At 74.1% G+C, this 20,278-nt stretch carries 18 protein-coding genes and 2 pseudogenes; 4 read left to right on the top strand and 16 right to left on the bottom strand.

What is annotated here, in order from left to right; translation table 11 throughout:
* Window positions 1-119: 119 nt before the first annotated feature.
* From OG338_RS28830 to OG338_RS28810, 5 genes and pseudogenes are all read right to left on the bottom strand, one after another.
* Entirely contained in the window at window positions 120-1,244 is a 1,125-nt protein-coding gene (locus tag OG338_RS28830; RefSeq protein WP_405940152.1) for an acyl-CoA dehydrogenase family protein, read from the bottom strand.
* On the bottom strand, window positions 1,241-2,428 hold the full coding sequence (locus OG338_RS28825; RefSeq protein WP_405940151.1) for an acyl-CoA dehydrogenase family protein: 1,188 nt from the start codon (window positions 2,426-2,428) through the stop codon (window positions 1,241-1,243). Before OG338_RS28825 ends, OG338_RS28830 begins: the two co-directional genes overlap by 4 nt.
* Window positions 2,425-3,393, bottom strand: coding sequence for an NADPH:quinone oxidoreductase family protein (locus OG338_RS28820; protein ID WP_405940555.1), 969 nt, complete (start codon window positions 3,391-3,393; stop codon window positions 2,425-2,427). The genes OG338_RS28825 and OG338_RS28820 overlap by 4 nt, the downstream gene beginning before the upstream one ends.
* Before the next feature lie 246 nt (window positions 3,394-3,639).
* A pseudogene (locus tag OG338_RS28815) lies at window positions 3,640-3,801 on the bottom strand (hypothetical protein); the annotation flags it as partial.
* Between the two features lie 337 nt (window positions 3,802-4,138).
* A complete protein-coding gene (locus OG338_RS28810) occupies window positions 4,139-4,888 on the bottom strand; it encodes a PIG-L deacetylase family protein (protein WP_405940150.1) in 750 nt (249 codons plus the stop codon).
* 138 nt (window positions 4,889-5,026) lie between these two features.
* Between OG338_RS28810 and OG338_RS28805 the strand changes: the two genes are divergently transcribed.
* A complete protein-coding gene (locus OG338_RS28805) occupies window positions 5,027-5,599 on the top strand; it encodes a rhodanese-like domain-containing protein (protein ID WP_405940149.1) in 573 nt (190 codons plus the stop codon).
* 44 nt (window positions 5,600-5,643) lie between these two features.
* Here the strand turns inward: OG338_RS28805 and OG338_RS28800 are convergent, their stop codons facing one another.
* Window positions 5,644-6,939 (bottom strand): alpha/beta fold hydrolase, encoded by a 1,296-nt coding sequence (locus OG338_RS28800; RefSeq protein ID WP_405940148.1) that lies wholly within the window; start codon window positions 6,937-6,939, stop codon window positions 5,644-5,646.
* Window positions 6,940-7,044: 105 nt separating this feature from the next.
* Here OG338_RS28800 and OG338_RS28795 point away from each other — a divergent pair, with 105 nt between their 5' ends.
* A complete protein-coding gene (locus OG338_RS28795) occupies window positions 7,045-8,208 on the top strand; it encodes an ABC transporter ATP-binding protein (RefSeq protein WP_405940147.1) in 1,164 nt (387 codons plus the stop codon).
* A 73-nt stretch (window positions 8,209-8,281) separates the two neighbouring features.
* Here OG338_RS28795 and OG338_RS28790 read toward each other — a convergent pair.
* The 5 genes and pseudogenes from OG338_RS28790 to OG338_RS28770 form a co-directional block, all read right to left on the bottom strand.
* A pseudogene (locus tag OG338_RS28790) lies at window positions 8,282-8,855 on the bottom strand (serine hydrolase domain-containing protein); the annotation flags it as partial.
* Window positions 8,783-9,817: an ABC transporter substrate-binding protein gene (locus OG338_RS28785; protein ID WP_405940146.1), complete on the bottom strand. Its 1,035-nt coding sequence runs from the start codon at window positions 9,815-9,817 to the stop codon at window positions 8,783-8,785. The gene OG338_RS28785 and the pseudogene OG338_RS28790, both read right to left, overlap by 73 nt.
* Window positions 9,814-10,500, bottom strand: a complete 687-nt coding sequence (locus OG338_RS28780; RefSeq protein WP_405940145.1) for an ABC transporter permease — start codon at window positions 10,498-10,500, stop codon at window positions 9,814-9,816. Before OG338_RS28780 ends, OG338_RS28785 begins: the two co-directional genes overlap by 4 nt.
* The gene (locus OG338_RS28775; RefSeq protein WP_405940144.1) at window positions 10,497-11,174 is read right to left on the bottom strand and encodes an ABC transporter permease; all 678 of its coding nucleotides are present in this window, start codon (window positions 11,172-11,174) and stop codon (window positions 10,497-10,499) included. Before OG338_RS28775 ends, OG338_RS28780 begins: the two co-directional genes overlap by 4 nt.
* Entirely contained in the window at window positions 11,171-11,797 is a 627-nt protein-coding gene (locus OG338_RS28770; RefSeq protein ID WP_405940143.1) for a PadR family transcriptional regulator, read from the bottom strand. Before OG338_RS28770 ends, OG338_RS28775 begins: the two co-directional genes overlap by 4 nt.
* A gap of 70 nt (window positions 11,798-11,867) precedes the next feature.
* Here OG338_RS28770 and OG338_RS28765 point away from each other — a divergent pair, with 70 nt between their 5' ends.
* On the top strand, window positions 11,868-12,260 hold the full coding sequence (locus tag OG338_RS28765) for a nuclear transport factor 2 family protein (protein WP_405940142.1): 393 nt from the start codon (window positions 11,868-11,870) through the stop codon (window positions 12,258-12,260).
* 94 nt (window positions 12,261-12,354) lie between these two features.
* Complete coding sequence (locus tag OG338_RS28760) at window positions 12,355-14,487, top strand: SpoIIE family protein phosphatase (protein ID WP_405940141.1); 2,133 nt, start codon at window positions 12,355-12,357, stop codon at window positions 14,485-14,487.
* Window positions 14,488-14,531: 44 nt separating this feature from the next.
* Here the strand turns inward: OG338_RS28760 and OG338_RS28755 are convergent, their stop codons facing one another.
* Genes OG338_RS28755 through OG338_RS28735 form a run of 5 tightly spaced genes read right to left on the bottom strand, consistent with a single transcriptional unit; the run spans window position 14,532 to window position 20,274 of the window.
* On the bottom strand, window positions 14,532-16,025 hold the full coding sequence (locus OG338_RS28755) for an ABC transporter ATP-binding protein (RefSeq protein WP_405940140.1): 1,494 nt from the start codon (window positions 16,023-16,025) through the stop codon (window positions 14,532-14,534).
* Entirely contained in the window at window positions 16,022-16,900 is an 879-nt protein-coding gene (locus OG338_RS28750) for an ABC transporter permease (protein WP_405940554.1), read from the bottom strand. The genes OG338_RS28755 and OG338_RS28750 overlap by 4 nt, the downstream gene beginning before the upstream one ends.
* Window positions 16,900-17,853 carry an ABC transporter permease gene (locus tag OG338_RS28745; RefSeq protein ID WP_405940139.1) on the bottom strand — a complete coding sequence of 318 codons (954 nt, stop codon included), beginning with the start codon at window positions 17,851-17,853 and terminating at the stop codon, window positions 16,900-16,902. The genes OG338_RS28750 and OG338_RS28745 overlap by 1 nt, the downstream gene beginning before the upstream one ends.
* Window positions 17,850-19,439, bottom strand: coding sequence for an ABC transporter substrate-binding protein (locus tag OG338_RS28740; RefSeq protein ID WP_405940138.1), 1,590 nt, complete (start codon window positions 19,437-19,439; stop codon window positions 17,850-17,852). The genes OG338_RS28745 and OG338_RS28740 overlap by 4 nt, the downstream gene beginning before the upstream one ends.
* A gap of 40 nt (window positions 19,440-19,479) precedes the next feature.
* Window positions 19,480-20,274 (bottom strand): class I SAM-dependent methyltransferase, encoded by a 795-nt coding sequence (locus OG338_RS28735; protein WP_405940137.1) that lies wholly within the window; start codon window positions 20,272-20,274, stop codon window positions 19,480-19,482.
* Window positions 20,275-20,278 lie beyond the last annotated feature (4 nt).

Here is a 20,278-nt window from a genome sequence, read left to right as displayed (position 1 = left end):
CCGGCGCATCGGCGTGTCCGCCAAACGGGTAGCGCTTGGGTCACGGCCGCCGAACCGGGGAAGAGGCGTGGATCGCGCGGGCGCCGCGGGGGTGTTCCCGCGCCCCCCGCGGCGAAACCTCAGGGCGCCGGCAGCTCCATGAGCGCGGCGACGGTGTCCCGGTGGCGTCCCGCCGTGCCGTACGCGGTCGCGTCGGCCTTGGCCCGCTTCAGGTAGAGGTGCGCGGGGTGCTCCCAGGTCATCCCGATCCCGCCGTGCAACTGCACGCACTCCTCGGCGGCGTGGACCGCGACCTTCGAGCAGTACGCCTGCGCGACGGCCACGGCCAACGGCGTGTCGGGGCTGCCCGTGGCGAGGGCGTCGGCGGCGTTTCGCGCGGCGGCCCGGGCCGAGACGACCTCCAGCCAGAGCTGCGCCATGCGGTGTTTGAGCGCCTGGAAGGAGCCGATGGGCCGGTTGAACTGGTGGCGTTCCCGGGTGTGTCGCGCCGTCTCGGTGAGACACCACTCGGCGAGTCCCAGCTGTTCGGAGGCGAGCAGTCCGGCACCGGCCAGCAGCCCCCGGTCCACCGCACCCCTTCCCGCTTCGGCGTCCGCGAGGCGGGTTCCGGTGGCGCTGTCGAGCGTGACGGTGGCAAGCGGGCGGGTGAGGTCGAGCGCGACGAGCGGTTCGACGCGTACGCCGGGCGCGTCCGTGGCCACGGCGTACAGGCCGTCCGCGGTGGGCACCAGGAGCACATCGGCGGCGGCCGCGTCGGCGACCGGGCCGAGCGTCCCGTCCAGGGCGCCGCTCGCCACCGAGGCGTACACGTCCGCCGAAGCGGCTGCGAACGGCACGGCCACCACCGCGACCTGGCGTCCCTCGGCGAGCCCTGCGAGGAGTTCCGCGGCCGGCCCGTCCTGCGCGCCGAGCGCCAGCAGCGTCTCGGTGGCGACGACGGAGCTGGTCAGGAACGGCGCGGGCGCGACGCTGCGGCCCAGCTCCTCCAGCACGACGGCGGCCTCGCGGTGGGTGGCGCCCTGGCCGCCCAGTTCCTCGGGCACCAGGAGCCCGGCGGCGCCGATGCCAGTGGCGAGGGCCTTCCACAGCTGCGGGTCGTACGGCGTGTCGGACTCGGTGCGCGCGATCACCGACGGCGCGTCGGCCCGGTCCGCCAGCAGGGAGCGGACGGCGGCGCGCAGGTCCTCCTCGGCCTCGGAGTAGAGGAGGTCGGGTGCCTGGCCTGCTTCGGTCCGTGCGGTCATCGGGAGAGGTCCTTCCAGGCGACGTCCTTGTCGTTGCGGGGCTCGGAGGGCAGCCCGAGTACGCGCTCGGCGACGATGTTGAGCAGTACCTCGCTCGTACCGCCCTCGATGGAGTTGCCCTTGGAGCGGAGGTAGCGGTAGCCGGCGTCGCGGCCGGTGAAGTCGACCAGTTCGGGCCGCCGCATGGTCCAGTCGCTGTACAGCAGGCCCTCGCCGCCGAGGAGTTCCACTTCGAGGCCGCTGATCTCCTGGTTGAGCCGGGCGAAGGCGAGCTTCATCCCCGAGCCCTCGGGGCCCGGCTGTCCCGCGACGAGCTGCTGGCGCAGGCGCTCACCGGTGAGCCGGGCGACCTCCGCCTCGACCCACAGGGTGAGCAGGCGCTGATGCAGGTCGTGGGTGCGCAGTTCGGGCCGTTCGCGCCAGGTCCTGGCGACCGGGCCGATCATGCCGCCCTCGCGGGGGATGCGGGAGCCGCCGATGGAGACGCGCTCGTTCATGAGGGTGGTCTGGGCGACCTTCCAGCCTTCCCCGACGGGCCCGAGCCGGTGGCTGTCGGGGATGCGCACCCCGGTGAGGAAGACCTCGTTGAACTCGGCCTCGCCGGTGATCTGACGGAGCGGCCGGACCTCGACGCCGGGGTCGGTCATGTCGCAGATGAAGTAGCTGATGCCGCGGTGCTTGGGCAGGCCGGGGTCGGTACGGGCGATGAGGATCGCCCAGCGCGCCAGGTGGGCGCTGGAGGTCCACACCTTCTGCCCGTCGACCACCCAGTCCTCGCCGTCGCGCACCGCGCGCGTACCGAGGGCGGCCAGGTCCGAGCCCGCGCCCGGTTCACTGAAGAGCTGGCACCAGACCTCCTCCCCCACCCACAGGGGGCGCAGGAACCGCTGCTTCTGCTCGTCGGTGCCGAAGCCGAGGATGGTCGGGGCGGCCATGCCGAGGCCGATGCCGATGCGGCGCGGGTCGTTGTCGGGGGCGTTCGCGGCGGCGAGTTCGGCGTCGACCACGGGCTGGAGGGAGCGCGGGGCGTCCAGGCCACCGAGCCCGGCCGGGTAGTGCACCCAGGCGAGTCCGGCGTCGAAGCGCGCCTTGAGGAAGTCGGTGCGTCCGGTGGCGGCCGGAGGGTGTGCGGCGAGCAGTTCGCGGGTGCGGCGGCGCAGTCCGGCGGCGTCGGGTGCGGTCATCGGGCGGCTCCTGACGGGAGGACGACGATGCGGCCGGTGCTGGTGCCGTCGGCGACGCGCTGGACGGCGGCCGCCGCCTCGCCCATCGCGACCCGCTCGCTGATCAGCGGCTTGATGACACCTTCGGCGGCGAGCCGGGTCAGCTCCCGGTGGCAGTCGCGTACGGCCTGCGGGTCCTTGGTGTTGTAGAGGCCCCAGTGGAGGCCGAGGACGGAGTAGTTCTTGACGAGGGCGTGGTTGAGCCCGGGGGTGGGAATCGTGCCGGACGCGAAGCCGACGACGACGATCCGGCCCTCGAAGGCGATGCACTTCACGGACTTGGCGTACGCGTCCCCGCCGACCGGGTCGTAGACGACGTCGGCGCCCCGGCCGCCGGTGAACTCCTTGACCGCCGCGACGATGTCCTCGGTACGCCGGTCGATGACCAGGTCGCAGCCGAGCGCGGCGGCGGCCTTCGCCTTCTCCGGTCCGCCGACGACGCCGATGACGGTGGCGCCGGCGGCCTTGCCGAGCTGGACGGCGGCGCTCCCGACCCCGCCGGCGGCAGCATGCACGAGCAGGGTCTCACCCGCCTTCAGGTGAGCGCGCCGGTGCAGCCCGAACCAGCCGGTCTGGTAGCCGATGTGCAGGGCCGCGGCCTCCGCGTCGTCCAGGGATTCCGGGGCGTCCAGCAGGGCCGCCTCGTCGGCGACGACGTACTGGGCGAGACCGCCGTGCGGCAGGGCGGGGGTGGCGAGCACCCGGCGCCCGTCCTCGGTGCGGCCGCAGATCTCGACGCCCGGGGTGAACGGCAGCGGGGGCCGTACCTGGTACTGGCCGCGGCAGAGCAGCGCGTCGGGGAAGTTGATGTTCGCCGCGAGCACCTCGACCAGCGCCTGCCCGTCGCCGGGCACCGGCCGGTCCGTCTCCTCCAGCCGCATCACCTCACTCGGCTCGCCGTTCCGGTGCACTCGCCATGCCTGCATGAGGGGCCTCCACGACACTGTCGGCATTACCACTGCTCCGGCACATACTAAGCGGTCGCTTGCCTTCGTGGGAACAGCCTGCGGAACAACGGTCCCGAACATGCCCGTGCGCCCGGCCCCTCCGCGCGGAGCGAGGAGCCGGTGGCGGCGGGCGGGTTGCCGGTGACCACGCCGTCCGTGGTCGTGACCTGGAATTCGCGGAGAGTCCGCGAGCTTCTGCCAGGTCTTGCCTTCCTCCGAGTATTCGAGGACGCCCTCGTGGAGGTAGTCGTCGGTGCTGCCCGGCTTGGCCATGGCGAGCGTGACGGAGCCGATGGCCCGGGACGCGCCGAGGTCGACGGTCAGCCGGTCCCCAGCGGCGGGCGCCCCGTCGCTCCAGAAGTACGTGGAGTCGTCGCCGTCGAGCATCCGGGCGACGGTGTTGTCCTGGTACGCGCCCAGGCTCGTCGAGGCCATCGGCCTGCCGCTGACGCCGAGCAGCCGGTCGCACTCGGCGGTGGCGGCGTCGGTGAACCCGTCCAGCTGCCCGTCGCCGACCAGCACCGGCACCTTGCGCCCGTCGAGCCCGGTGTACGTGTACGAGGCGGCGCGCTCCACCTGTGCGGGCAGCTGCTGCCGGAGCCCCCACGCCTGGGCACCCTTCCCGGCGCGGGCGGCCTCGACCATGCGCAGGGCGGCGCCGGGCCAGTCGCGCACGGCGAGTCCGGCGGCCTTGCCACCCGGATGACCCCGGTGCGGCAGGACCTTACCTGGCGAAGAGCTCGAAGGGGACCGCGGGACGCCCGCCGAAGCGGTCGGCGGCGGCCTCGGCGTTGCCGGTGAGGAAGGTGCGGCAGTAGGTCTCGGGGTCCTCGTCCGTGAGGACTTCGATGTACGTGCGGTGGGCCAGGAGGGACTGGACGGACCGTTCAAGACCGGCGGTCGCGTCCACCGCGTGGGTGGGCGTGGACGAGCCCGCCACGGCCACCCAGCGCACGCCGTCCCAGGGTTCGAGGCCCTGCTTCCCCAGCTCCGGGAAGATCCAGCGGTTGCCCGCGTCGGCCGCCGCGTCGAGCGTGGCGCGGCCGACGGCACGGTGGTCCGGCGTGTTCCACGCGACCCCGCCCCAGGTGTCACGGTGGTTGAGCGTGATCACCAGCTCGGGGCGGTACCGGCGGATGGCGGCCGCGATGTCCCGGCGGAGCGGGACGCCGTACTCGATCACCCCGTCGCGGTGGTCCAGGAACTCGACGCGGGAGACGCCGACGGCCGCCGCGCTCGCCCGCTGCTCGCGCTCGCGCAGCGGCCCGCACCGCTCCGGTTCGAGGGTGTCGATCCCGGCCTCGCCCCTGGTCGCGAGCAGATAGGTGACCTCGCGCCCGGCGTCGGTCCAGCCGGCCACCGCCGCCGCGCAGCCGTACTCCAGGTCGTCGGGGTGTGCGACGACGGCGAGGGCGCGCCGCCAGTCCTCGGGCATGGGCTTCAGCTGCTCGGCCGCATCAGTCACATCGGTCATATCGGCAGGCTAACCGGCAAGGCGGAGATGAGACCCGCGACACGATGGACTGAATACCCAGGGGGGTATCCTGGGCCATCCGGGGCAGGCGAGAGCGAGACCTGTCCCGTACCCCGGTGAACGAAAGGAACACAGCTCGTGACCAGCCCCGTATCCCTCTCCCCCGCCCAGGCGGCCGCCCGCCTCACGGAGTTCACCGTGATCGACGTACGCGCACCCGGCGAGTACGCGGCCGGGCATGTGCCGGGGGCGGTGAACATACCGCTCGACCGGCTCGACGAGGCGCTGCCCGCGCTCAAGTCCGTGTCCGCCCGCGGCGCGCTGCTCATGGTCTGCGCCTCCGGCAACCGCTCGACGCGGGCCTGCGACGTCCTGTCGGCGGCCGACATCGAGGCGGCGACGCTCACCGGCGGCACCTCCGCCTGGGAGAGCGAGGGCCGCGGCCTGGAGCGCCCGGAGGGGGCGCGGGCCACCTGGCCGATGGAGCGCCAGGTCCGGCTGGCGGCCGGCTCGCTCGTGGTGGCCGGGCTGCTGGCGGGCGTCCGATATCCGGCCGCGCGCTGGCTGTCCGCCGGTGTCGGCTCCGGTCTCGTCTTCTCCGCCGTCACCAACACCTGCGGGATGGCGGCGGTCCTGTCGAAGCTGCCGCACAACCGCGCGCCGCGCTCGGCGCCGGGCCTGAACGCCACGCTGGACGCCCTCCAGGGCTGAGACCTCGCGGGGCCGGTCCCGTACGACCGGCCCCGCGCTGTACGTCAGACCTCGTCGCGGACCAGCGCGAGCAGCCGGTCCAGCACCCGGGGCCCGCCCGCGCGCAGCCCGTCGTGCTCGAACTCGTCGGTCACCCAGGTGCGCAGCCCCCGGATCGCGGCGGCGGTGCGCAGCGCGTGGGCGGTGTCCACGTACATGTCGTCGTGGTAGACGGCGGCGGCCACCGGGACCTCGTTGGCGGCCAGCCGCTCAGGGTCGTACAGCGGCTCCCAGTCGGTGCGGGCGGCGAGGAGCGCGGCCGTCTCGCGCAGCGGGCGCAGCGCGGGGTCCGCCTCGAAGTGCCAGGGGTGGATGGACTCGCCCGTGAACAGGACCGGTCCGTCGCCCGCGAGGGCTGTCGCGGCGTCGAACTGCGGGAACTCGGCGCGGACCCGCTCGGCGGCCCAGTCCGTGGGGCGCCCGCCCTGTCCGTAGATGGCCTCGTGCATGAGGGCGTACAGGGGGTGTCCGGCGAAGGAGGTCGCCGCGCGCATGGCCTCCCGGAAGGTGTCGGAGAGCTCGGTGCCGTGCGGGGTGCGGACGAAGGCGTTCTCCAGGAGGTAGTGCAGCTGGTGGCTGCCGCTGCCGCCGCCGAGCATGATGCCGAGGGACTGGAAGCTCTCGGGCGTCAGCCGGTGTCCGGCGCTCTCGGGGCGGTGCTCCGCGAGGTGAGCGGTGATCTCGCGGGCGCGTTCGACGTCCTGCGGGTAGCGGGCGTAGTGTGCGGCGACCTTGCGCTCGATACGGGGGTACGCGGCCCGGTAGACGTCGTCCGCGTGGGCGTCGAGGGAGGGCAGGCCGCCGGTGATCAGGACGGTGTTCAGCCCCTCGGGGGCGGCCGAGAGGTACCGGACGGCGCAGAAACCGCCGAAGGACTGGCCGAGTACGGTCCAGGGCGCGCCGCCGGTCAGCTGCGGGCGGATGAACTCGCAGTCGCGGACGATGCTGTCGGCGCGGAAGTGTGCGAGGTAGTCGGCCTGCTCGCGCGGCCCGCCCCGCAGCGGGAGGGTCTGCCGGCTGGCCGGGGTGGACAGGCCGGTGCCGCGCTGGTCGAGCAGGAGCACCCGGAATTCCCGCACCGCGCGCCCGAGCCATGCCTCCGCGCCGGTGAAGCGCCGGGCGCCGAAGCCGGGACCGCCCTCCAGATACAGCAGCCAGGGCAGCTCCTGGCCGGCCCTGGACGCGGCCACGATCTCCCGGCCGAAGACCTCGATCTGCTCACCGCCGGGGTCGGCGTGGTCGAGCGGGACGGTGAAGCGGTGGTCGGTGAGGACGAGGCCGGGCTGCCGGTAGCTGTTCAAGGGTGCTCCTGGATCGGACGGTTCCCGGACAGTTCAGCACACCGGTGTGCCCCGGACGGTCGCGGCCCGTGTGCGGCCGGGGCGGCGGGCTCCTACCGTGCTCTCATGATCCGGTTCGAACAGGTCGGCAAGGTCTATCCGGACGGCACGACCGCGGTCGACGGACTGTCCTTCGAGGTCGCCGAGGGAGAACTGGTCACCCTGGTGGGCCCTTCGGGCTGCGGCAAGACGACCACGATGATGATGGTGAACCGGCTGATCGAGCCGACCTCGGGCCGCATTCTGGTGGACGGCCGGGACATCGCACGGACCGACCCGGTGAAGCTGCGCCGCGGCATCGGCTATGTCATCCAGCAGGTGGGGCTGTTCCCGCACCGGACGGTCCTCGACAACACGGCGACCGTGCCGGCCCTGGTGGGCTGGAAGCGGGCGCGGGCGCGGGAGCGGGCGGCCGAGCTGCTGGATCTGGTGGGCCTGGACCCGTCGGTGTACGGCTCCCGCTATCCCGCGCAGCTCTCCGGCGGCCAGCGCCAGCGCGTCGGCGTGGCGCGGGCCCTCGCGGCCGACCCGCCGGTGCTCCTGATGGACGAGCCGTTCGGCGCGGTGGACCCGGTGGTGCGTGAGCGGTTGCAGAACGAATTCCTCAAGCTCCAGTCGAGGGTGAGGAAGACGGTTCTGATGGTCACCCATGACATCGAGGAGGCGGTGCGGATGGGTGACCGGATCGCGGTGTACGGCGAGGGGCGCATCGAGCAGTTCGACACACCGGGCGCGGTGCTCGGCTCGCCCGCGACCCCGTATGTGGCGGAGTTCGTCGGCGCGGACCGGGGGCTGAAGCGGCTGTCGGTCACCGCGATCGAGCCGGACGACCTGGAGCAGCCGCCACTGGCCCGGCTGGACGAGCCGGCGGGGGTGGCGGCCGCCCGGCTGGGCACGGCCGGTGCGCGCTGGGCGGTCGTGCTGAGCGAGTCGGGCGAGCTGCACGGCTGGGTGTCGGCGGACGCGCTGCGGATCGCCGGGGACCAGGGCACGGTGGGTGAGCTGGCCCGCCGGATGGACGCGTGGGTGCCGGTGGGCGCGCCGCTGAAACGGGCGTTCAGCGAGATGCTTCAGCGGGACGCGGGGTGGATCGCGGTGCTGGACGGGGCCCGGTTCCTCGGCGTGCTGACCCCGGCGAAGCTCCACGAGGCCCTGCGGCGTTCGGTGGACGCGGACGCGCAGGGCGTGGGGCGCGACGAGGTGCGGTTCGACTCGGTGGCGGACGCCTGAGGTACGCGCCCCCGGTCAGGCTTCCGCCGCGTACTGCCAGAAGTCGCGCATCAGCCGTGGCGGGGTGGGGCCGGTCATCTCCACCTGGCTGAGCATGATCGCGGTCGTGCCGGTGGCGGGGACGATCCGGGACCGCGAAGCCGGTGTCGCTCATGCCGAGCGGGGCGAAGATCCGCTCGGTGAGGAGGTCCGGCAGCGGCTGCCCGGCGACCCGGGCGATGAGCACGCCCAGGATCGGAGCAGGTGTTGTACAGCCACTCGCGGCCCGTCTGGGCCAGCAGTGGGATGCGCGAGAGCGTGTCCATCCAGGCGTCCGGGGGTGCGACGTCGCGCGGCATCGGGGAGCCCTGCTTCAGCTCGCTGAACAGGAGGCGGGCGGCGGGCAGCGAGAAGTCGGACGGGAATCCGTAGCCCGCCCGCGAGGTCATGAGGTCGAGCAGGATGATCGGGCGGGACGCCGGGACCACGTCGCCCACCGGGCCGTCCGGGGTGCGGACGACGACGGGCGCCGCCAGCTCGGGCAGCCAGGGCGCGACCGGGTCGTCCAGCGCGATCCGCCCGTCCTCGACCGGGATCATGGCCGCGGCGGCGGCGACCGGTTTGGTGAGCGAGGCGATCCGGAAGACCGAGTCCCGGACCATCGGGGCGCCGTCGGGATGAGGTGTTCGGAGCGCAGGTAGGCGCGGGCCACGTCCTCGGGGAGCCGTCGCCAGCTGTCGACCTGTTCGTTGAGCCGGGCCAGATCGGCCGTGGTGAGTACGGTGTTCAGCTTGCCCAGGGCCTTGCGCACCCCGGCGCCGCCCGCGCGGGCCCGGTTGACGACGGGGACGAGGTAGTCGGCGTTCTGGAGGTGCTTGTCGTCGGCGAGCAGGACGAGCCCGAAGTCGTCCAGGGTGGCGTCGGTGGTGGTGGTCAGCACCATCTGGTCGCGGCCGCTCTGCACGGCCTGCTTGGCCTGCGTGGTGCCGACGCCCTTGGGGTCGACGGAGGTGATGTCGATGCCGTACGTCTTCTTCAGCCCGGGTGCGCAGTACGGGCGCTGGACGCACTCGTCGCCGGCCGCGAGGCGTACCGGGAGCCCGGAGCGGCCGAGGTCGCCGAGCGTCCTGAGGCGGTGCTTCCGGGCGTAGGCGGCGGTGACGGCGAACGCGTTCTGGTCGACGGCCTTACCGGGGTTGAGGACGGTGAGCCCGCGCGGTGCGGCCAGGGCGCGCAGGGCCTTCATCGTGGCGGCGAGGTCGGGCGAGCCGACGGGGGCGGCGTCGGCGCCGTGCTCCTTGGCGTTCAGCCAGTCGGCGAAGGTGGCCGCGTATTCGGGGACGACGTCGATCTGGCCGTTCTCCAGGGCGGGTTCGTAGATCTCCCGGTTGGTGACGGAGATGATCTCGGTGGAGTATCCGGAGCGGTCCAGCAGCAGGGCGTACATCCGGGCGAGGAGGTCGCTCTCGGTGAAGCCGGCGGAGCCGATGGTCAGGTGCTTGCTGTCGCCGGGCGGGGCGGTGACCGCGCCCTGGTTCTCCAGCGTGGGCCCGGTGGTGCAGGCGGTGGCCGCCAGCAGCAGGAGCGCGGCGAGCGGGCGGCCGGCCCGGACGCGGGGTCCGGCCCTCACGCGGTCGCCTCCGCCACGCGCAGCCCGAACCGGCGCGGCGCGAACCGCTGGGCCGCCTCGAAGACCCCCTCCACGACCAGGGCGAACGCGGCGACCAGGACGGCTCCGGCGACCACCTGCGGGGTGGAGGCGAGGTTGAACCCGGCGGTGATGATGCGGCCGAGCCCGCCGCCGCCCGCGAGGGCCGCGATGGTGGCCGTGGCGACGAGCTGGACGGCGGCGATGCGCACCCCGGTGAGGATGAGGGGCAGAGCAAGCGGCGCCTCGACCTGGAGGAGCAGCTGGCGGCCCGTCATGCCCATGCCCCGGGCGGCCCGGACGACGTCCCGGTCGACCTCGCGCATGCCGACGTACGCGTTGGTGAGCAGCGGGGGTACGGCGAACAGGACGAGCGCGACGACGGTCGGGCCCTCGCCCCAGCGGCCGACCGGGGTGAGCAGGAGCAGCACCAGGACGGCGAAGGTGGGTACGGCGCGCCCGATGTTGGAGAGGTTGACGGCGAGCGCGCCGCCCCGGCCGAGGTGGCCGAGGAGCAGGGCGACGGGCAGTGCGATGAGGCAGCTGATCAGCAGGCAGACGGCGGTGAGGTAGAGGTGCTGGCCGAGCCGGGCCCAGATGCCGTCCTGGCCCTGCCAGTGCGCGGAGGTGGTGAGCCAGGACCAGGCTTCCGTCAGGGTGTTCACGACCGGCTCCTCGTCCATGGGGTGAGCAGGCGTTGCAGCAGCAGGAGGAGCAGGTCGGCGGCGACGGCGATGACGACGCACAGGACGGACGCGGTGAGCACCTGGGCCTTGAAGTAGGTGTTCATCCCGGCGTAGATGAGGTTGCCGAGCCCGCCGTAGCCGACGATCGCGCCGATGGTGACCAGGGAGACCGCGGAGACGGTGGCGATGCGCAGGCCGGCCATCGCGGCGGGCAGGGCGAGCGGCAGTTCCACGGCGACGAGCAGTCGTACGGGGCCGTAGCCCATGCCTCGGGCGGCCTGTCTGGTGTCCTCGGGTACGGCGCGCAGTCCGGCGAGGATGTTGCGTACGAGGAGCGTCAGGGAGTAGAGGACGAGGCCCGCGACGACGAGCGAGGCGGAGAGTCCGTACACCGGCAGCAGCAGGGAGAACATGGCGAGCGACGGGATGGTGTAGAGGATCGTCGTCACGCCGAGGACGGGTCCGGCGGCCCAGCGCCGGCGCCGTGCGGCGAGGGCGAGCGGCAGGGCGAGGGCGAGGCCGATGAGTACGGAGACCGCGGTCAGCTGGATGTGTTGCAGCGCCGCTTCCCAGAGGATGTGGCGGCGGCTGCTGAGGTAGGCGCCGCAGATCCACTCGTTGCGCGCGAGGCAGTCGTCGGGGGGCGCGGTCACCCGTCCATTGCAGCCCGCACGCCCCGGGCGCGCCCGTCCGGGTCGTCCGATCGGGCCACCGCGCGCCGCTGGGCGGTCCGGAGCTCCAGGATCTCCAGGACGCGTGCGCCCCAGCGCAGGTTCTCCTCCTCGAAGGACCGGCCGCGCATCAGGGTCAGATAGGGGCCGACGCGGTCGGTCCCGGCGAGGAACGCCGCCTCGTCGCGGCCGTCGAGCAGGTGCAGGCGCAGCCGTTCGTAGCGGGCGAGCTTGGCGCGCGCCCATTCCATGCGCTCCTCGACCGAGGCGCGTACGGCCTCGGCGTCGCCGATGTCCACGGCCTGGATCATCACGAGCAGTTCGTCCCGGATGGCGGTGGGCCGGGGCGCCTCGGCGGTGAACGCGCCGAGCGCTTCGCGGCCGGCCGGTGTCAGTGTGAAGAGCCGTTTGTTCGGCCGGCGCACCTGCTCGACCACGCGTGCCTCGATCAGACCGCCGTCGGCGAGCCGGTCCAGTTCCCGGTAGAGCTGCTGCGGGGTGGCCGACCAGAAGTTCGCCACCGAGACGTCGAAGACCTTCGCCAGGTCGTACCCGGACGCCTCGCCTTCGAGCAGGGCTGCCAGGACCGCGTACTTGAGGGACATCTGGACACGCTAGCACCCATGTGATTAATGTCGTTCGCACCTATTCAACAAATTGACTATGGAGGCCGGGATGCTCGCTTTCCGCAAGGCGGTCGAGGCGCACGATCTGGCGGCGGTGGAGGCCACGCTGGCCGACGACGTCGTCTTCACCAGCCCGGTGGCGTTCAAGCCCTATCCGGGGAAGCCGGTCACGGCCGCGATCCTGCGGGCCGTCTCGGAGGTGTTCGGGGACTTCCGTTACGTACGGGAGATGGCGAGCCCGGACGGGCGGGACCACGCGCTCGTCTTCACCGCGAAGGTCGGCGACCGGGAGATCACCGGCTGCGACTTCCTGCATCTGAACGAGGAGGGCCTGATCGACGACCTCATGGTGATGGTCCGCCCGCTGTCGGCCGCGCAGGCGCTGGCCGCGGAGATGGGGGCGCGGTTCGAGCAGATCGGCCGGGAGGCCGCGGCGGGCTGATCGGACGCGGACCCGCGGAGCCGGGCGGCGGGAAGCGCGTCGCGGTGGACACCATGGCGGTGTCCACCACGAGACGCGGGCGTATTGTCCGGTTATGGGCAATGTCGGACCTGCCGTGGACTCGGCGGAGGAGCGTCTGGACGCGGCGGTGGCGTGTGCCGTGCGGGAGACGGGCGCCGCGCTGGCGATGCTCTATCTGCTGCCGCCCGGCGGGACGACGCTCCGGCTCGCGGTGCTCGCCGGGATTCCGCCGGAGATCGCCGACCCCTGGGTCCGGGTGCCGCTCTCCGCGCCGATGCCGGTGTCGGACGCGGTGAAGGACCAGCGGCTGGTGTGGCTGGGCAGTCAGGAGGAGCTGGCCCGGCGGTATCCGCGCCCCGCGCTCGTGCTGCCGTACCGGTTCGCGCTGGCCGCCGCGCCCCTCGCCGACGCGACCGGGGTGCACGGCGGACTCGTCCTGCTGTGGCCCGGCTCCCATCCGGCGCAGCTGACGCCGCAGGAGCGGGCGGCCGTCGACCACTGCTGCCGCGACGCCGCGCGGGTGCTCCACGAGGCGCGGGAGCGGGGCCGTCCGGTGAGCGCGGGCCGGGGGCCGCGGGTGCTGCCCCCGGTCACCGCCCCGCCGCCCGCGCACACCGAGGCGGTCGCCGCGGCGGACTTCGTGGGCCGGCTGCCGGGCGGCTGCTGCACCCTCGACATGCACGGGCGGATCACCTATCTCACGGAGAACGGTGCCGCGCTGGTCGGGGGGCGCGTCGAGGACCTGGTGGGGACGCTGCCGTGGGAGTCGCTGCGCTGGATGGCCGACCCGCTGTTCGAGGACCAGTACCGGGGCGCGATCATCAGCCGGGAGCCGATGTCCTTCGTGGCCCTGCGGCCGCCGGACCAGTGGCTGTCGTTCCGCCTCTACCCGGACGCGTCCGGGATCAGTGTGTACATCGCACCGGTCTCCGATCCGCACGCCCCTGCGCTCCCCACCGCCACGGGCGCGGCCGCCTCGCCGAGCGCCCCGGGGCGGGCCGTCGCGCTCTACCACCTGATGCACCTGGCGGCGACGCTCACGGAGGCCGTGGGCATCCAGGACGTGGTCGAGCTGATCGCCGAACAGCTGGTGCCCGCCTTCCGCATCCAGGCGCTCGCCGTGCTGACCGTGGCGGAGGGGCGGCTGCACATCGAGCGGCACCGGGGCTTCAGCGACGCGCTGATGGAGTGCTTCGAGGGCGCTCCGCTGACGTCCGGCGCGCCCGTCGCGCAGGTGCTGAGCACCGGTGTGCCCGCCTTCTACCGGACCTTTGACGAATTCCGGCGCGCCTTCCGGCCCGCTTCGCTCCAGGAGGGGCTGGCCGCGTGGGCCTTCCTGCCGTTGTCCGCCTCCGGGCGCCCTGTCGGCACGCTGGTGTTCGGTTACGACCGCACGCGCTCCTTCGAGCCGGAGGAGCGGGCGCTCCTCACCTCGATCGCCGGGCTCATCGCGCAGGCCCTGGACCGGGCCCGCCTGTACGACACGAAGGAGCGGCTGGCCCACAGCCTCCAGGCGCATCTGCTCCCCCACACGCTGCCCCGGATCGACGGGCTCGACGTGGCCGCCCGCTATCTGCCCGCCACCCGGGGCATGGGCATCGGCGGCGACTTCTACGACGTCATCCCGCTGGACGCCACCACCGCGGCCGCGGCCATCGGCGACGTGCAGGGCCACAACGTGACGGCCGCCGCCCTGATGGGGCAGGTACGCACGGCGGTGCACGCCTCGGCCGGCGCACCGCCCGCCGAGGTCCTGGCGCGCACCAACCGGCTGCTCTCCGACCTCGACGCCGACCTGTTCACCAGCTGCCTCTACGTCCATCTGGACCTGGCGGGCCACCGCGCCCTGCTGGCCACGGCGGGCCACCCGCCGCCGCTGCTGCGCCATCCCGGCGGGGACACGGAGGTGCTGCGGCTGCCGCCCGGGCTGCTGCTCGGGATCGACCGGGACGCCCGCTACCCGACGACCGAGATCCCGCTGCCGCCGGGGGCCGCGCTCGCGCTGTACACGGACGGGCTGGTGGAGGTGCCGGGCACCGATCCCGACCGGTCGACGGCGGCGCTCGCCGACCGGTTCCGCCTGCACACCGGCCGGCCGATGGAGGCCGTCGCCGACAGCCTCGTGCGGTACGCGAAGGACGTCACACCGGGCAGCGACGACATCGCGCTGCTGCTCATCGAGGCGCTGCGGGACAAGGACGGCTGAGGCGTGGTCGCGCGCCCTTCAGCCCCGTCCCTCAGCCCCGTCCCTCAGTCCGCCGCCGCGAACGACCGGTCCGCCGCCACGAGTCCCCTGGTGCACGGGTGCTCCGGCGCGCCCAGCACCCGCCCCGCCGCCCCCGCCTCCACGACCCGGCCGCCGTCCATCACCGCGACGCGGTCCGCCCGGGCGGCGGTCGCCAGGTCATGGGTGATCAGGACCAGCGCGTCGGTGCGGCCCGAGCGCAGCAGCCCGCCGAGCAGGCCCAGCACCGCGTCCCGGGTCAGCGGATCGAGGCCGGAGGTGATCTCGTCGCACACCAGGACCCGGGGGCGGGCGAGGACGGCGCGGGCCAGTGCCGCGCGCTGGAGTTCGCCGCCGGAGAGGTGGGCGGGCAGGCGCGCCGCCTTCGCCTCCGGGAGCCCGAGGGCGTCCAGCAGCGCAAGCGCCTCGTGCCTCGCCCCGGCCGGGGCCGCACCGCGCAGGCGTACCGCCGTCCGCGCGACCTGGTCGAGCACGGGGCGGTACGCGTCGAAGGCCGCCTTCGCGTCCTGGAACACGTACTGCACACCGGCCACCTGACTCCGCGACCGCTCGCGCAGCCCGGCCGGCAGGGGCGCCCCGTCGAGCAGCACGTCCCCGGCGTGGCGGGGGTGCAGACCGCTCACGCAGCGGGCCAGGGTGGTCTTGCCGCTGCCGGACCGGCCCACGACCGCGAGGCATTCACCGGCACGGACGGTGAGCGACACGCGGTCGAGCACGGGCGTCCGGCCGTGACGCGCGGCGAGGGAGCGCACATCGAGCACCACTCCTTCCCGCCCCGCACCGCCCAGAGGGGCCCGAGCCGGCGCGTCCGCCGGGGGTGCGTCCCGTATCCGGCCGTCGTGCAGGACCACCACCTCGTCGGCCAGCGCCCGGACGACGTCCGCGTCATGACTGAGCAGGAGTACGGCGATCCCCTGCCGGGCGACATCGGCGAGCAGGCCCACGATCCCGCGCTTCGTCAGCGGGTCCTGACCGGTCGTCGGCTCGTCCGCTACGACGGCGCGTGCACCGAGCAGCAGCACCTGGGCGAGCACCACGCGCTGCTGCTGGCCGCCGGAGAGCTGGTGCGGGAAGCGGCGCAGGAGCCGTCCGTCGGCGGGCAGCCGGACGCGGGCGAGGGCGTCGAGCACGCGTTCCCGCGCCGCCGCCCGGCGTTCCGGCCGGGGCAGATGGCGGACCCGGTCGCGGGCGATGTCCATGAGCAACGCGCCGATGCGGCGGGCCGGGTTGAGCACGGCGGCCGGGTGCTGCGGCACGTAGCCGATCAGGCCCTGCGGGGCCCGCACCCGGCCGGTCACGCGTGCGCCGGGCGGGTACTCGCCGAGCAGGGCGAGCCCGGTGGTCGTCTTGCCGCTGCCCGATCCGCCGGTGAGCGCGGTGATCCGGCCGGGCCGCAGGCTGAGGTCGACACCGTCGAGCACGGCGCGCCCGCCGACCTCCACCCGCAGCCCCTCGATGACGGCGACGGGCTCGCGCGCGGCGGTGCGTACAGGTGTCATCGGGGCTTCTCCGTGCGGTGCGGGTGGGTGAGCGCGGCGTCGGCGAGCAGGTTGCCGCCCATGGTGAGGGCGACGATCAGCAGGGCGGGCACCACCGTGGCCCACGGCTGCACGGACAGGCCGGTGCGGTTGCGGTCCACCATGACGGCCCAGTCGGCCGCGTCCGGGGCCACGCCCACGCCGAGGAACGCGGCGGTGGCCACGAGGTACACCGCACCGGTGAGGCGGACGCCGATGTCGGCGGCGAGGGTGCGGCCGATGGCCCGCCCGACGTAGCCGAGGGCGAGGCGCGCCCAGCTCTCCCCCTGCATGCGCAGCGCCTCGACTGCGGGGCGCGAGGCGGCCTCCGCTCCGGCGGCCCGGACGATCCGCGCCGCGTCCGGGATGCCGACGCACGCGACGACGACCGCGAGCCCGGCCGGGCCCGGCCGCACGACGGCGGCCACCAGCAGGACGGCGAGGAGGGACGGCACGGAGAGCAGGACGTCCAGGGGGCGCATCAGCATCTCCTCCAGCCAGACCCGCCGGGTGAGGGCGCAGGCGAAGCCGACGGGCAGCGCCACCGCGTAGGTCAGGGCCGTCGCGGCGACGGCGACGAGGACGACGGACCGGCCGCCGAGCAGGACCTCCCGCAGCACGTCGCGGCCGGTGAAGTCGGTGCCGAGCGGGTGGCCGGCCCCGGTGGTCAGTGAGGTGCCGCGCGGTCCGGCGTCACCGGCGAACAGCGGCCCGGCCAGGGCGATGAGGAGCGGCACGCCGAGGACGAGGAGGCCGGGGACGAACCGTCCGGCGCCCCGCCCCCGGGCGGGCTCGCCCGGACGGCCGACGACGATGCGCTTCAGCCCGCGCCGGGAGCGGGCCACGGCGACGGCCATCATGCGGCGGCCTCCGTCCGGGGTGCGAGGCGGTGGGTGACCAGGTCGGCGCCCAGGTTGAGCAGGACGGTGACGAGGCCGAAGACCACCGCGAGCCCCTGCACCGTGGGCAGATCGCGCTCCGCGACCGCGTTCATCAGGACGGTGCCGAGTCCGGGGACCACGAACAGGGCCTCCACGACGACCACCCCGCACAGCAGCCAGTCGACCGTGCGGGCGAGTTGCTGGGCGGCCGGGGCGAGGGCGTTGGGGAGGGCGTGGGTGTAGCGGACGCGGGTGTGGGAGAGACCGCAGCGACGGGCCTGGGCCACGTACGGGGAGGCCAGTGCGTCGAGCATGCCCGCGCGGACGAGCCGGGCGAGCGAGCAGACCGGGCGCGCCAGCAGGACGAGGACGGGCAGCACGAGCGCGGCGGGATGGGAGGCCAGCTCGGTGCCGTACCCCACCGCGGTCGGCGGAAACCAGCCGAGCCGCAGGGCGAAGACGGTGACCAGCAGGGCTCCCAGGGCGAATTCGGGAACGGCGTACAGGGTGAGCAGCACCGCGCTGATGGTCCGGTCCACCGCGCCTCCCTCGCGCCGGGCCGCCAGCACGCCGAGGCCGATTCCGGCCGGGACCAGCAGCAGGACGGTCGGTACGGCGAGCAGCAGGGTGGGGCCGATGCCGTCGGCGAGCGCGGCGGCGACCGGCCGCCCGGAGGTCAGCGAGGTGCCGAGGTCGCCGTGGAGCAGCCCGGCCGTCCAGTCGAGGAGGCGTTCGTGGGCGGGCCGGTCCAGCCGCATTGCCGTACGGACGGCTTCGATGCGTTCGGGGTCGGGCTGGTCGCCGGCGAGGGCGACGGCGGCGTCGCCGGGCAGGGCCTCGGTGGCGGCGAAGACGAGCAGGACCACGGCGGCGGTCTGCGCGCCGCCGAGCAGCAGCCGGCGCGTCGCCCAGCGTGCGGTCGCGGTCACGCCAGCCACACCTTGTCGAAGCGGGCCCAGTCGAGGGTGTTGGCGGGGGCCCGGTGCTCGATGCCGCGGACGTTGCGGGCGGTGCCGAGTATCCAGTCGGCGAATCCCCAGATGAGGAACGGCCCCTCGGTGTACAGGCGGCGCTGCATGCGGGCGTAGACGGCGGCGCGCTGCTCCGGGTCCTTCGTGGACTGGGCCTGCCGGTACAGGGCGTCGAAGTCCTGGTGGCGCCAGTGGGTCGCGTTGGTGGTGGAGTCGGTGAGCAGGCGCTGCGAGAGGTGCGATTCGATGGGCATCGCCCCGGAGCGGTAGCAGCACAGGGTGCCCGCGTCGAGGATGTCCTTCCAGTACGTGTCCTTGCTGCCGGTCCGCACGCGGACGGTGATGCCGGCCTTGGCGGCCTGGTCGCGGAAGACGGCGGCGGCCTCGGTGAAGCCGGTGGCGACCGGTGAGGTGTCCAGGGTGATCCGCAGGTCGTCGGTGCCCGCCTCCTTCAGCAGCCGCCGGGCGCGGCCCAGGTCCTGTTCGCGCTGCGGAAGGCCGTCCGCGTAGTTCTCGTACCCCTTGCCGAAGAGGTCGTTGCCGATCTCGCCGGCGCCGGAGAGGGCGCTGCGTACGAGCTCCGCGCGGTCGGCGACGAGGAACAGCGCCTGGCGGACGCGGGGGTCGTGGAAGGGCGGCCGGTCGGACTTCATGGCGAAGGACTGCATGGCGCTGTTGCGGAGCCGCACGATGGTCACGCGCCCGCCGTGCTCGTGGGCGCGGGCGGTGGCGGGGTTCAGTTCGTGGGCGTATTCCACCTGGCCGCCGAGCAGGGCGTTGACGCGGGCGGACTCCTCGTCGGCGACGACGAATTCCAGCTCGTCCAGATGCGGTGCGCCCTCCCAGTAGTCGTCGTTGCGGCGCAGGAGGGTGGAGCGGCCCGGTGCGAAGGAGACGAGGCGGAAGGGGCCGCTGCCGACGGGTGCGTGGTCGAAGTCGCCCTCGCGGGCCGACGCCGGGATGATGTACGCGCCGAACGCGGCCATGATGTTGGGGAATTCGGCGGTCGGGCGCTTGAGGACGAACTCCACGGTCCGCTCGTCCGGGGCCCGGCTGGCGGCCAGGTCGATCGGTTCGAGCGAGGCCCTGGCACGGAAGGCGCGCTTCGGGTCGGCTATGCGCCGGTAGCTGTGGAGGACGTCGGCGGCGGTCACGGGCTTCCCGTTGTGGAAGACGGCGGCGCGCAGGGAGATCTTCCACCGCTTCAGGGTGGCGTCCGGTTCCCAGGAGGCGGCGAGGCGGGGCTCGGCGGCGAGGTCGGCGCCGTAGTCGGCGAGCTTGTCGTAGAGGGCCTTGGCACGGGCGGCGTCGGCGAACAGGTTGCTGAGGTGCGGGTCCAGGGTTTCGCTCGCGCCTCCCCCGGCGAAGGCGGCCCTCAGCCGGCCGCCGCGCTTCGGGGTGCCGGCTTCCTGCTTGGCGTCGGAGGTGCCGGGGGCGGGGGTGCCCGCGCATCCGGCGAGGGCGAGGGCTCCGGCGGCGCCGGCGGCTCCCGAGGCGATCAGGAAGCCTCGGCGGCGCAGGCCGGGGAAATGGTCGTCGTGCATCACGGTTGTCCTTGCTGTGCGGTGGGTATCGGGGCCGGGCTCAGGCGCGCGGGGCGGTGCGCCGGGCGATGAGGTGGAGCCGGTCGGCGGTCGTCGTGCCCGCCGGGACCGCGCCTTCGCGCCAGGCGGGTTCGGTGCGCGGTCCCGGCCCGTCGTGCAGGGCCAGCACCTCGAATCCGGCCCCGGTGACGGTGCGGTGCAGTTCGTCGGGCAGCAGCAGGCGCCAGGCCGAGCGCTGTTCGACCGGGGGCGAGCCGTCGTCCGTGGTCCAGGTGCGGGAGCGGTGCAGCAGGCGGCAGGCGGGGTCCACGCGGAGCCGGGTGACGGAGCGGTAGCCGACGCCCTCGTGGGTGAACGCGTGGGCGGCGGGGGCGCCGTCGCGGTGGGCGCTGCCGAGGAAGTAGGCGCCGTTGCGCATCTCCGCGACGAGCAGGCCGCCGGGGGCGAGCGCCCGGTGGCAGGAGGCGAGGCAGCCGGCGAGTTCCGCGTCGGTCCGGCAGTACAGCAGCGCGCTGTCCAGGCAGACCACTGCGTCGAAGCGCCCCGCCCCGAGGTCGAAGCGGCGCAGGTCCGCGTGGCGGTAGCGCGGTCCCGGGTGGTGCCGGGCGGCGTACCGGAGCATCGCGTCGGAGAGGTCCGCGCCCGTCACCGTACGGCCGGCTCCGTGCAGGTGGGCGGCGTCGCGGCCGGTGCCGCAGCCGAGGTCCAGGACGCGGGCGCCGGACCCGTGGGTGCGCAGGCACTCCTCGGTCCAGCGGCCCGCGAGCCGTTCGGCGTCCGGGAAGCGCGCCTCGTACAGGGCCGGGTTGTCGGTGAGCAGGTTCCTGTCGCTCATCTCG

The sequence above is a fragment of the Streptomyces sp. NBC_00726 genome (assembly GCF_045161735.1).
Taxonomy (GTDB): Bacteria; Actinomycetota; Actinomycetes; order Streptomycetales; family Streptomycetaceae; genus Streptomyces.
The sequence above is the reverse complement of the archived record's forward strand: the minus strand, read 5'-3'. Positions and strand labels throughout refer to the sequence as shown.